This is a genomic window from Mesorhizobium sp. M6A.T.Ce.TU.002.03.1.1 (assembly GCF_003997275.1).
Classification (GTDB): domain Bacteria; phylum Pseudomonadota; class Alphaproteobacteria; order Rhizobiales; family Rhizobiaceae; genus Mesorhizobium; species Mesorhizobium mediterraneum.
This window is the reverse complement of the sequence record NZ_RZTI01000157.1, coordinates 1-12273: the sequence shown is the minus strand read 5'-3', so window position 1 is coordinate 12273 and position 12273 is coordinate 1. Positions and strand designations below refer to the sequence as shown.

Sequence of the window (12273 nt, the reverse complement as noted above, 5' to 3'; positions counted from 1 at the left end):
TGCCCGGCCGGCCGCATCCAGCATGAGGACATCGAGGCGTTTCTGGCGCGTGGACCGCAGCTCGCGAAAGTCTCCGGCCTCGCCCGCAACGAGGCGGTCGAGGACATCAAGATCATCGGGCTCAGGCGCAAGATCGCCGAGAAAATGGCGCTGGCCAAGTCGCGCATCCCGCACATCACCTATGTCGAGGAGATCGACGTCACCGCGCTCGAGGATCTGCGCGCCGCGCTCAACAAGGAGAAGCGCGGCGGCGCGGAACGGCCGAAGCTGACGCTGCTGCCGTTCCTGATGCGGGCGATGGTCAGGGCGATTGCCGACCAGCCCAACCTCAACGCGCTGTTCGACGACGAGGCCGGCATCATCCACCAGCATGGCGGCGTCCATATCGGCATCGCCGCGCAGACGCCTTCGGGGCTGGTGGTGCCGGTGGTCAAGCACGCCGAGGCGCGCGACATCTGGGATTGCGCCGCCGAGGTTGTCAGGCTGGCCGAGGCGGCAAAATCCGGCACGGCGAGCCGCGACGAGCTGTCGGGCTCGACCATCACCATCACCTCGCTTGGCGCCATGGGCGGCGTCGCGACGACGCCGGTGATCAATCACCCGGAAGTGGCGATCATCGGCGTCAACAAGATGATGGTGCGACCGGTGTGGGATGGCACTCAGTTCATCCCGCGCAAGATGATGAACCTGTCCTCCAGCTTCGACCACCGAGTGATCGACGGCTGGGACGCCGCGGTGTTTATTCAACGGATCAAGACGCTGCTGGAGACCCCGGCGCTGATTTTCGTGGAGTAGGGCCATGAACAGAGGATCGCAGTGGCGCAGAATGAGAGCGGTAGCGATCCTTCGCCCCCCCCTCTGTCCTGCCGGACATCTCCCCCTCAAGGGGGGAGATCGGCTCTCATCCCGACTTTCGACAATCTCCAGCGTTACAAGACTAAGCGGAGCGCCAAAGCTGCCAATCTCCCCCCTTGAGGGGGAGATGCCCGGCAGGGCAGAGGGGGGCGCTGTCCCGCCGGCTCGACGAACCAAGGTGCCATGATGAAAGAAATCTCCTGCAAGCTGCTCGTCATCGGTGCCGGGCCTGGCGGCTATGTCTGCGCCATCCGCGCCGGCCAGCTCGGCATCGACACGGTGATCGTCGAGTTCGGCAAACCGGGCGGCACTTGTCTCAATGTCGGCTGCATTCCGTCCAAGGCGCTGATCCATGCGGCCGAGGAGTTCGAGAAGATCTCCCACATGGCCGGCGGCAAGAGCCCGCTCGGCATTTCAATCGCAGCACCATCCATTGATCTCGAAGCCACCATCGCCTGGAAGGACGGTATTGTTAGCCGACTGAATAGTGGCGTTGCCAGCCTGCTCAAGAAGGCCGGGGTCAAGACCGTGCACGGCTGGGCGAAATTCCGCGACGGCAAGACCGTCGAGGTCCAGACCGAGACCGGGATGCAGGTGGTCCGCGCCGAGACGGTGGTGATCGCGACAGGCTCGGCGCCGGTCGAGCTGCCGTCGCTGCCGTTTGGTGGGCCGGTGATCTCGTCGACCGAAGCGCTTGGGCTGAGCGAAGTGCCGGAAAGGCTTGCCGTCGTCGGTGGCGGCTATATCGGGCTCGAGCTCGGCATTGCCTTCGCCAAGATGGGCGCCAGGGTGACCGTGGTCGAGGCTTTGCCGCGCGTGCTGGCGCTGTATGATGCAGAGCTGACGCGGCCGGTCGTGAAGCGGCTCACCGAGCTCGGTATCGAGGTGCTGGTGGGCGCCAAGGCCAAGGGGCTGTCGACTAAGGGCGATGCGCTGCTGGTCGAGACGAAGGACGGCAAGAATGCCAAGATCGCTGCCGACAGGATCCTGGTCACCGTCGGGCGCAAGCCGGTGATCGAAGACTGGGGGCTGGACCAGATCGACCTCGACATGGCGGGGAAATTCATCCGCATCGACGACCAGTGCCGCACCTCGATGCGCGGTATCTTTGCCATTGGCGACGTCACTGGCGAGCCGATGCTGGCGCATCGGGCGATGGCGCAAGGCGAAATGGTCGCCGAGATCGTCGCCGGCCACAAGCGCAGCTGGGACAAGCGCTGCATTCCCGCCATCTGCTTCACCGATCCGGAGCTGGTCACCGCAGGCCTGTCGCCGGACGAGGCAAAGGCCCTCGGCGGCGAGATCAAGGTCGGGCTGTTTCCCTTCGCCGCCAATGGCCGCGCCATGACGAAGATGGGTGAGGAGGGATTCGTCCGGGTCGTTGCCCGGGCGGACAACCATCTTGTGCTCGGCATCCAGGCGGTCGGCCAGGGCGCGTCGGAGCTGTCGGCGGCCTTCGGCCTAGCGCTGGAAATGGGCGCGCGGCTGGAGGACATCGCCGGCACTATCCACGCCCATCCGACACAAGGCGAGGGTTTTCAAGAAGCGGCGCTGAAGGCGATGGGGCATGCGCTGCATATTTGAGGTGCTTCACCCTCCCTCTTGCTGGACACAAGGGGGAGGAACGGCGCGAACCTACGTCGCCAGGCGCCTTTCCTCTCCCTCCGGAGGGGGGAGAGGTGGCGCTGCGAAGCAGCGACGGAGTGGGGGAAGCCGGTCCTCAAATGCGCCGCCGCTGACAACTCACCACATGGGCTCAATTAGGGCGAGGCATCGCCCCGATCTGAAATAACGGCGCCCGAGCCAGGTCGACCCCCACTCCGTCGAGCTTCGCTCGACACCTCTCCCCCGGTCGACGGGGGAGAGGAATGGCGCGAACTTATTCCTTCCGGCTCCCATCCTTCTCCAAACAGGCGGCACCTCACCCCGCCAGCCGGCTAACCATCTCGTGCTGCGCATAAGCGTGCCCAAAACGGTTGGCGAGGAAGGCGTCGAGCGCGATGTCCTCCTGCTTGATGAAGCCCTTCGCCGGCAAGGTGCCGTCGGCCAGCATGTCGAGCACGGCGCAGATGGCGGAGGCCGTGGTGATCTGGATGGCGCTGCGCACTATTTCGCCGACGCGCTTGGCGTAGATCTTGTTGGCGTAGGTCTCCTGCAGCAGGCGGCCGTTCTTGCGGCCGCTGACGGTGACGAAGACGATGACCACATCCTGCAGCGTCGCCGGCAGGGCGCTCTCAAAGATGTCCTTCAGCACGTCGCGGCGGTGGCGCAGGCCGAGGTCGTTGAGCAGCGCCTTCATGATCGCGGCGTGGCCGGGATAGCGGATAGTGCGATAGTTCAGTGTGCGCACCTTGCCCTTCAGCGTCTCGGCCAGCGTGCCGAGCCCACCCGACGTGTTGAACGCCTCGTAGGTGACGCCGTCGAGCGAGAATTCCTCGCGCTCCTCCAGCGGCGGCACCTCGATCAACTCGCCTTCGACGATCGCCTCGCAAGGCTCGCAATATTCATTGATGACGCCGTCCGTGCTCCAGGTCAGATTGTAGTTCAGCGCATTCGAGGGGTATTGCGGCAGCGCGCCGACCCGCATGCGCACACTTTCCAGCGTGTCGAAGCGGCTGGCGAGATCATTGGCGACAATCGAGATGAAGCCCGGCGCCAGCCCGCATTGCGGGATGAAAGCGCTGTTGGCCGAGCGCGCCAGCTCCTTGACGCGTCGGGTCGCGACGACGTCCTCGGTCAGGTCGAGATAATGGACGCCGGCGCTGGCTGCCGCCTCGGCGATGCGCGTGGTCAGATGGAAGGGCGCTGCGCTGAGCACCGCGAACTTGCCGGCCAAGGCCGCTTCAAGCGTGCCGGCGGCTTCGATGTCGAGCTCGAGCGTCTCGACCGTTTCAGGCAGTTCGGCCGCGCCGAGCTGTGCGGCCGAGCGGTCGACGAGAGTGACGTGATAATCGCCGGTGGACGCCAGCATCTCGGCAATGGTCGAGCCGATCTTACCCGCGCCGACAACGATGATTTTCTTCATGACAGTTCCCTCGCCCCTGAAGCGCGACGCGCTTCAGGCCTTTGTCTATGCATGTCGCTGTCCCAAAACCGCTGCGCACTTTTGGGCGACATGCATTGAATTGCTCAAGACGATAGAATCGCAGCTTGCCTGTCGAAAGGAAGCGTGGAATTGTTCGAAACGAAGTGGCTCCTTGATTAATATGCCGATGAGGTTCGTCGAAAGTGCTTAGCAACGCCGAACAGGCCCTGCTCTCCCTGCTGCGGGCGAATGCGCGCGCCTCGACGGCCGAGTTGGCGCGGCGGCTCGGCGTGTCGCGGACAACCGTGCAAAGCCGGATCGAGCGGCTGGAGCAGCGCGGCATCATCATCGGCTATGGCGTCAGGCTTTCACCCGATTACGAACAGGGACTGGTGCGGGCGCATGTCCTACTCACCGTCACGCCCAAGCTTGCCGACAAGGTGGTGCGCAGCCTGCAGGCGCTGCCACCGGTGCGGACACTGCATTCTGTAAGCGGCAATTTCGACATGATCGTCATCGTCGACGCGCCGTCGATCAAGGATCTCGACACGCTTCTCGACCAGATCGGCGCGATGGACGGGGTCGAGCGGACGTCGTCCTCGATCATCCTGTCGACGCGGATCGACCGCTGAACGGCAGAACTAAAGCCGTTCTGTAGCGATCCTTCGCGCCCCCCCTCTGCCCTGCCGGGCATCTCCCCCACGAGGGGGGAGATTGGCAGCTTCAGCGCCCAGCTCACTTCTGCAACGTTGGCGATTGGCGAAAGCCAAGATGATGGCCGATCTCCCCCTATGTGGGGGAGATGTCCGGCAGGACAGAGGGGGGCGCGAAGGATCGCTGGCCTTCGAGTTGGCCGGCCTCTAGCTGCCGAGCGGGTGCGGCATGTAGCCGACGAAGCCCGATATTTTCCAGCGACCCTCGACTTTGGCGCAAAAATACAGGGTTTGCCATTTCAGTCTCTCGGTGCTGCCGTCCGTCTTGGCGACCGAGCCGTTGAACTTCTTGTGCAGCACGGCGCGGTCGCCGTCGACATCGATGTCGCGCATGTTGGTGATGCGGAACAGCGCCTCGCGCAGCGGCTCGGCGAATTTGGTCGCCGCGGTTTCCCTGGCTTGGCGCAGCCACTCGTCGCGGTAGCTGCGAAGCGTCGGGAATTGCAGCCGCCAGGCATCCGCATCGCTGAGGAAATGGGCGTGCATGCCGAAGAAGCTCGAGGCGACGAAATCATCCTCGACCATCGTCCAGTCCTGGCCGAGGAAGGCGTCGATGTCGCGGCGCACCAGCATCTCCCAGAGCGCATGGCGGTCGGCGTCGCCGGGCGGAAACGGGTTCTTGTCGAAGGTCACTTCTGCTCCCCCTATGTTGCGATGTTTTGGGTGTTGCGATGTTTCGGTCAATTGAAGGCTCGACTTGATCCGATCAGTCGCCGATCTGGTCCAGAAACGGCAGATTGCTTGCCATCAGGCCGGCATCGACATTTAGGGTCGTGCCGGTGATGCCGCTGGCAAAGGGCGACGCCAGGAACACCGCGGCGCGGGCGACCTCGACCGGCTCGACCAGCCTTCCCAGCGGATAGAGCTTGCCGACGGCGGCGAGGATTTCCGGCTTATGCGCAAGGCGATGCTCCCAGGCCCCGGTCCGGATCGAGCCGGGAATGACGGCGTTGGCGCGGATGCCGTTGCGGCCTTCCTCGGTGGCGATGGCGCGCATCCAGGCGTTGAGCGCTGCCTTGGCGGCGGCGTAGGCGGGATTGCCGAAATGGGCCTGCGCGTTGACCGAGGAGATGAACACGAAGGCGGCACCCAGCGGCTGGTTGCGCATGACGGGAAGCAGTGCCTGCGACAGCAGTGCGGCGCTGCGAAAATTCAGATCCATTTCGTGATCGAGGGCTGCCGTCGAGACATCGGCGAGCGTTTCCGCCCGCGTCCAGCCGGCGTTGGAGATGACCGCCGCCGGTGCAGCGCCTTCGCCAATGCGCTTGGCAAATGCCGCGACGGCGTCGTCATCGAGCAGGTCGAAATGATGCGTCTCTTCTATCCCCGCGCCGGTCAGGTCGGTGCCCTCGCGATCGCAGGCGATCACCCTAGCCCCGCAGGCGGACAGGGCGGCGACCAGCGCGCTGCCGACGCCGCCGGCGGCACCTGTCACGACCACGCTGCGGCCACCAAAATCGATCATGCGGCTCCTCGTTTTTCCCTCCGCAATCCTCGCCTGCCGGACGCTTCGACGCAATCGCTGATCGAGCAGGATGCTGGTGCTCTTGTAATAAAGCAACATGAATTCCAAAAAATGTTGCTTTCCAACACAGCCTGTATGAGAATCGCTCGGACAGGCGTAGACCTTCCGGCGGGAAACGGGCAAACCGGCGCAGCGAAAGAGCCCGCGCGGACTCTGCGGCGATTGCCGCCAATGTTTGAACAGGAGACTTTTCCGTGCCCAAACAGTGTTTTGGAACATCCCATGTGCCGCTGTCGCCGGCGGTCCGGGCCGGCGACATGGTCTATGTCTCGGGCCAGGTGCCAGCGGGCAGCGACGGCATGGTGGTCAAGGGCGGCATAGCCGAGCAGACCGAGCAGGTGTTTGCGAACGTCAAGGCAGCGCTGGCGCTGGCCGGCTGCACCATGGACGACGTGGTCAAGACGACGGTCTGGCTCGAGAATGCCAGCGATTTCGGCGCCTTCAATGCCGTCTATGCCAGGCATTTTCCAAAGGATCCGCCAGCGCGCACCACCGTCGAATCGCGGCTGATGATCGACATCAAGATCGAGGTCGAGGCCGTCGCCTACAGGCCGGTCTAGGCGGAACGGAGGCGGACGCCGATGCAATTTGATCTCCTCCTGAAGGGCGGCCGCCTCATCGATCCGGCCTCCGGCCTCGACGCGCAACGTGATCTGGCCATTGCCGATGGCCGCATCGCCGCGATCGATGCCGACATTCCCTTCGACCGTGCCGCGCGCGTCATCGATGCCACGGGCTCCATCGTCGCGCCAGGCCTCATCGACCTGCACAGCCACGTCTATTGGGGCGGCACCTCGCTCGGCGTCGATGCCGACCGCCTCGCCGCCAAGAGCGGCACCACCACCTTCATCGACGCGGGAAGTGCCGGCGCCGGCAACTTCCTCGGCTTTCGCCGTCACGTCATCGAGCGCTCGAAAGTCCGCATCCTGGCCTATGTCAACATTTCCTTTGCCGGCATTTTCGGCTTCTCGCAGACCGTTTCGGTTGGGGAATGCAGCGACCTCAGGCTCTGCGAACCGCGCGAGACGGTGGCAGCGGTGCGCGAGCACGCAGACGTGGTTGTCGGCGTCAAAGTCCGCTCGGGCCGCCATGCCGGCGGCACCAGCGGCATTGCTCCGGTCGATCTGGCGCTCGAGGCCGCCGACCAGGTCGGCCTGCCGCTGATGGCGCATATCGACGAGCCGCCGCCGGGCCGCTCGGAAGTGCTGCCGCGGCTGCGCAGGGGCGACATTCTCACCCACTGCTTCCGGCCGTTTCCCAACGCGCCGATCTTCGCCTCCGGCGCGGTGCGGCCCGACATGCGGCTGGCGCGCGAGCGCGGCGTCATCTTCGACATCGGCCACGGCATGGGCTCGTTCGATTTCGAGGTTGCCAAGGCGATGCTCAGCGAGGGGCTGGCGCCTGACGTGATCAGCAGCGACGTGCATCTCTACTGCGTCGACGGGCCGGCCTTCGACATCCTGGTGTGCATGTCGAAACTGCTGGCGCTCGGCATGCCGCTTGTCGAGGTGCTGCGCGCGGCGACACAGCGGCCGGCCGAGGCGATCGGGCGGACCGATCTTGGCGCGCTTACGGTCGGCGCGGTCGGCGATATCGCGGTGCTGCGGCTGCGCCCGGGCAGTTTCACCTTTGTCGATGCGGTCGGCGCCTCGCTGGTCGCCGAGCAAAGGCTGATCTCGGACGGTGTCGTGATCGGCGGCACCTGGTGGCCGAACGAGGCGGCAGGCGATCTCGGCGATACCGAGCGCTTCGAAGCGCATGCGCATGAGACGCATGTCGATGTCGTGGCTAGGCATTTCGGGCGTGGGTGATCTCCCCCCTCGAGGGGGAGATGTCGCCGAAGGCGACAGAGGGGGTCGGTTCGACCGGGCTCGCCTTCCTGCAACGGATGGAAGTTGGCGCTCGACGCGCGGCGACCCCCTCTGGCCTGCCGGCCATCTCCCCCTCAAGGAGGGAGATTACGGCTTCACCCCCGGCGCTCCATAAACCGGGGTCGCAACCCCTTCCATCCTCGCCTTGATCTGCAGCGCCACGAATTTCGAGTAAAAACGCGACAGCGCCAGATTGCCGCCGTGGAACCATAGCGCCTCCTGCGCGGTCGGCTTCCACATGTTGCGCAATTCGCCTTGCCATGGTCCGGGGTCGCCTCTCACGCCCGAGCCAATCCCCCAGCACGGGCCGACCTTGTCGGCGACCTCACGCGAGACGATCGCCGCCACCGTCTCGTTCATCGACTGATAGCCGGTGCAGGAGATGACCACGTCGGCCGCAAGCTCGGTGCCGTCGTCGAAGAGTATCCCTGTCGGCGTCAGCGACTTGATTCCGACGCCGCTGCGAACGCCGATCTCGCCGTTGATGATCAGATCCGAAGCGCCAACATCGATGTAGTAGCCCGAGCCGGTGCGGTAGGCCTTCATCATAAGGCCGGTCTCGTCGTCGCCGAAATCGATGGCGAAGCCGGCGCCGCGCAAGCGGTCGTAGAAGGCAGCGTCGCGGGCCTTGATGATGTCGTAGAGCGCGCGCTGGCTTTGCGGCAGCAGCGCGAACGGCGTCGAGGCGACGATCATGTCGGCCTTCTCGGTGGTGATGCCGCGCGCCAGCGCTTTTTCCGAAAAGATCTCGAAGCCGACTTCCATCAGCGTGTCGGACTTGACCACCGTCGTCGCCGAGCGCTGGATCATCGTCACCTCAGCGCCGCTCTCCCAGAGGTCGACGCTGACGTCGTGCCCCGAACTTGCCGCGCCGATGACCGCGACGCGTCTGCCGCGGAATTTCTCGCCGCTGGAATACTGGCTGGAGTGCAGGATCTCGCCCTGGAACGCCTCGGCGCCGGGCAGATCGATCCGCCTCGGCGGACCATAGGCGCCGGTCGCAAAGACGATATGCCTCGGCTTCAGCGTGATGCGCTCGCCGCCGCGATCGACCTCGACCGTCCAGATTTTTTTTGCCTCGTCATAGCTGGCGCTGACGCATCTCGTGGAGGTCCAGTAATTGAGCTCCATGACGCGCGTGTACATTTCCAGCCAGTCGCCCATCTTGTCCTTGGGCGTGAACACCGGCCAGTTTTCCGGAAACGGGATGTAGGGCAGATGGTCGTACCAGACCGGGTCGTGCAGCACGAGCGAGCGATAGCGATTGCGCCAGGAATCACCGGCTTGAGCGTTTTTCTCGATGATGATGGCCGGCACGCCGAGCTGCCGCAGCCGCGCGCCCAACATGATGCCGCCCTGGCCGCCGCCGATGACCAGGCAATAAGGCTGCTGGCCGGCGCCGAGTTCACGCGTCTCGCGCGCTCTCGCCTCCGACCAGGTCTCGCGGTCCGGATCGGCCTTGTGGCGAACACCCAGAGGCCGCGCCGGCCCCTTGCGCTCCTCAAAGCCCTTGAGGTCGGTCATCGCCGTGAACAGTGTCCGGCACCGGCCGTCCTGCAGGCGCAGGATGCCCTGGCCCCACGCCGATGACGTCTCGAAGGTGAACCAGGCCTCGACGATGCCTTCGTCCGCGCTTGCTTCGCCACTGAGCTGCCAGGCAGTCGGCTGTGCCGTCGCGAGCGTGGCATCCAGCATGTCGCGGATCGTCGCGTGGCCTTCCATCGTCTTGATGTTCCAGGTGAAGGTCAGCAGGTCGCGCCAGTAGCAGTCCTCGGCGAACAGATTGGTCGCGGCCTCGGCGTCGCCCGCCTCGAGCGCGCGGGCGAGGGAGGAAAGCCAGGTGGCCGCCTGTTTCGATGGTGCCATGTCGAGCATCTGTTGTCCTTCTACCTTTTCAAGTCGGCGCTGCCCGGTCTTCCCTTCTCCCCTTGTGGGAGAAGGTGTCGCCGAAGGCGACGGATGAGGGGTGTTCCAGAGGAACACCAACGTCTCACTCCGTCCAGCACCCCTCTTCCGTCTTGGCGCTGCGCGCCAATCCACCTTCTCCCACAAGGGGAGAAGGAAAAAGGGCCTTCAGTCCCCGAGCGGTTCCATCTCCTTGCCCGTCCTGTGGATCTGGGCGTTGTACTTGATGCGGCGGACCGTTTCGCGGGCCGAGCCGTCGAGCTTGTAGGCGGCCGCCACCGCCATCAGGTCGATCGCGGCCAGGAAGGCGAACCGCGAGGCCGTCGGCTTCAGCGTGTCGGGATATTCGGGCACCGCCACCGTCAGCCTGACATCACAGGCGCGCGCAAGGTCGGTGTCGGGCGCGGTCACGCCGATCGCGTTGGCGCGGTAGTGCTTGGCGAGCTCGACGGCCTCGATCACTTCGCGCGTGCGTCCCGTCGCCGAGATGGCGATCACCAGATCGCTGGGCTTCAAGGTCGAGGCGGTCATCCGCATCAGATACGGGTCGCATTGGGCGTTGACGGTGATGCCGTAGCGAAACAGCCGGTACTGGGTTTCCTGCGCCAGTGCCGAGGAGCTGCCGCCGAGGCCGAACACGGTGACCTGGCGCGCCTTGGCGATGAGCTCGGCCGCCTTCACCAGCTGCGCCGGATCGAGCTGCCGTTCGGCTTCCTGGAGCGCCCGGCGCGCCTCGCCGAACACGGCATTCCAGAACGGCATGCCATTGTCGCTGCTGGTGGGCGGCGGCTTGCTCAGATAGAGCGCGCCGACGACGAGGCTCTGCGCCAGCTTCAGCTTGAAATCGCGCACACCTTCACAGCCGATGGCGCGGCAGAACCGGGTCACGGTCGGTTCGCTCACCCCGGCGCGCTGGGCGAGCACGGCATTGGAAGCGTCGACCGCGAACCTGACGTCGTCGAGCACGACGTCGGCGACGCGGCGCTCCGCCGGGCGCAGCTCACCGTAAGAGTCCTTGACCAGCGAGATGATGTCGGGGATGCGCCTGACATGGTCGCGTGTATCCGGCTCGCCATCCGAAGTCAGTCGTGCATGGCCTTCAGCTTCGGTCATGAGTCATTCCCCTGACGTTCGTGGAACTCGACCTCTACCATGTTTGCGCACCGCTTGCCTGCTCCGCTTCACGCGACGTGTTTCCGAAGTATGTAGGAAAGCAACAAGCTTTTCAAGAAATAGAAAATGTAATTTAAACAAACAGATATGGCTGGCCCTAGCGATCTTGCCAGCGATAGCGACGGTCGCCGCTTGACAGTAAAGTAGGATAGTTACAGACTGATTTCTGCGGCCGTATGACCCACTGGATCATCGCGCAATCTCCGAGGGGCGCATGAACGCGGGCAGTGCAAAAACCCCGAAGCTTGGCGTGCAGGACGCGACCAAGATCTATCATACGGCTTCCGGCGACCTCTTGGCGCTGGACCGTTGCAGCCTCGACGTTCACGCCAATGAGATCGTCTCGATCGTTGGCCCCTCCGGCTGCGGCAAGACCACCCTTTTGTGGTCGATGTCCGGGCTGCATCGCCTGTCCAGCGGGACCATCCGGCTCGACGGCAGAGAGATCACCGGCCCGCATCCGGATATCGGCATCGTCTTCCAGGAGGCGAACCTGCTGCCCTGGCGCAATCTCGACGCCAACATCCATTTTCCCTTCGAGATCAAGGGCGAGAAACCGGATCGCGCCTGGATTGCCCATCTCGTCAATCGCGTCGGGCTAGACGGCTTCGGCGGCAAGTTTCCGCGCGAGCTTTCGGGCGGCATGCAGCAGCGCGCGGCGATCGTGCGGGCGCTGGCGCTGAAGCCCTCCGTCCTGCTCATGGATGAGCCCTTCGGCGCGCTCGACAGTTTCACGCGCGAGGAGATGAACCGTCTCGTCGAGGAGATCTGGCTCGATACCAAAACCACCATCGTCTTCATCACCCACAGCATCGAGGAAGCGATCTTCCTCTCCGACAGGGTGGTGGTGCTGAGCGCGCGGCCGGGCCGCGTCGCCAAGGAATATCGTGTGCCATTCCCGCGCCCACGCTCGCTGGAGATCATGGCGACGAAGGAAGTCTTCGATCTCACCAACACGATCAAGATGGACATTGTCGGCGAACGCGTGCGGCCGAAGGCGCGGGAGCGCGGCACCGCCGAAATTGTGAGGATCAGGCCGTGAGCGGAGGCGACACTATCCCGGAATTTTCCAAGACCAAGGCGGGTGACGGGCACGACGTCAGCCTGACCAATCTTTCGGCCTTCGCCAGCGGCCCCGGCATCAGGTCGGGCGCCGAGGTCGCGGCCATCATCGCCGTTGCGGTGATCATCATCGGCGGCATCGAG

At 64.6% G+C, this 12273-nt stretch carries 11 protein-coding genes; 6 read left to right on the top strand and 5 right to left on the bottom strand.

The window, feature by feature from the left end; translation table 11 throughout:
- Together EOC93_RS29455 and lpdA are read left to right on the top strand one after the other, a co-directional pair.
- Positions 1–795: dihydrolipoamide acetyltransferase family protein (locus EOC93_RS29455; RefSeq protein ID WP_164759321.1), on the top strand; the 795-nt coding region annotated here is incomplete at its 5' end.
- Positions 796–1041: 246 nt separating this feature from the next.
- The gene (lpdA, locus tag EOC93_RS29445; protein WP_127206367.1) at positions 1042–2439 is read left to right on the top strand and encodes a dihydrolipoyl dehydrogenase; all 1398 of its coding nucleotides are present in this window, start codon (positions 1042–1044) and stop codon (positions 2437–2439) included.
- Positions 2440–2776: 337 nt separating this feature from the next.
- Here the strand turns inward: lpdA and EOC93_RS29435 are convergent, their stop codons facing one another.
- A complete protein-coding gene (locus EOC93_RS29435) occupies positions 2777–3880 on the bottom strand; it encodes a saccharopine dehydrogenase family protein (RefSeq protein WP_127206366.1) in 1104 nt (367 codons plus the stop codon).
- Between the two features lie 203 nt (positions 3881–4083).
- Between EOC93_RS29435 and EOC93_RS29430 the strand changes: the two genes are divergently transcribed.
- The gene (locus tag EOC93_RS29430) at positions 4084–4512 is read left to right on the top strand and encodes an Lrp/AsnC family transcriptional regulator (RefSeq protein ID WP_127206365.1); all 429 of its coding nucleotides are present in this window, start codon (positions 4084–4086) and stop codon (positions 4510–4512) included.
- Between the two features lie 228 nt (positions 4513–4740).
- Here EOC93_RS29430 and EOC93_RS29420 read toward each other — a convergent pair whose 3' ends face one another.
- Together EOC93_RS29420 and EOC93_RS29415 are read right to left on the bottom strand one after the other, a co-directional pair.
- Positions 4741–5226: a hypothetical protein gene (locus EOC93_RS29420; RefSeq protein ID WP_127206364.1), complete on the bottom strand. Its 486-nt coding sequence runs from the start codon at positions 5224–5226 to the stop codon at positions 4741–4743.
- A 73-nt stretch (positions 5227–5299) separates the two neighbouring features.
- Complete coding sequence (locus EOC93_RS29415; protein WP_127206363.1) at positions 5300–6058, bottom strand: SDR family oxidoreductase; 759 nt, start codon at positions 6056–6058, stop codon at positions 5300–5302.
- Between the two features lie 254 nt (positions 6059–6312).
- Here EOC93_RS29415 and EOC93_RS29410 point away from each other — a divergent pair, with 254 nt between their 5' ends.
- Entirely contained in the window at positions 6313–6678 is a 366-nt protein-coding gene (locus tag EOC93_RS29410; protein ID WP_127206362.1) for a RidA family protein, read from the top strand.
- A 21-nt stretch (positions 6679–6699) separates the two neighbouring features.
- Positions 6700–7929, top strand: a complete 1230-nt coding sequence (locus EOC93_RS29405) for an amidohydrolase/deacetylase family metallohydrolase (RefSeq protein ID WP_127206361.1) — start codon at positions 6700–6702, stop codon at positions 7927–7929.
- A 147-nt stretch (positions 7930–8076) separates the two neighbouring features.
- Here EOC93_RS29405 and EOC93_RS29400 read toward each other — a convergent pair whose 3' ends face one another.
- Both EOC93_RS29400 and EOC93_RS29390 read right to left on the bottom strand, forming a co-directional pair.
- Positions 8077–9864 (bottom strand): NAD(P)/FAD-dependent oxidoreductase, encoded by a 1788-nt coding sequence (locus tag EOC93_RS29400; protein ID WP_127206360.1) that lies wholly within the window; start codon positions 9862–9864, stop codon positions 8077–8079.
- A gap of 198 nt (positions 9865–10062) precedes the next feature.
- Positions 10063–11007 (bottom strand): MurR/RpiR family transcriptional regulator, encoded by a 945-nt coding sequence (locus tag EOC93_RS29390; RefSeq protein ID WP_127206359.1) that lies wholly within the window; start codon positions 11005–11007, stop codon positions 10063–10065.
- A 274-nt stretch (positions 11008–11281) separates the two neighbouring features.
- On the opposite strand from EOC93_RS29390, the gene EOC93_RS29385 reads away from it, so the two are divergent.
- A complete protein-coding gene (locus EOC93_RS29385; RefSeq protein WP_127206358.1) occupies positions 11282–12109 on the top strand; it encodes an ABC transporter ATP-binding protein in 828 nt (275 codons plus the stop codon).
- Positions 12110–12273 lie beyond the last annotated feature (164 nt).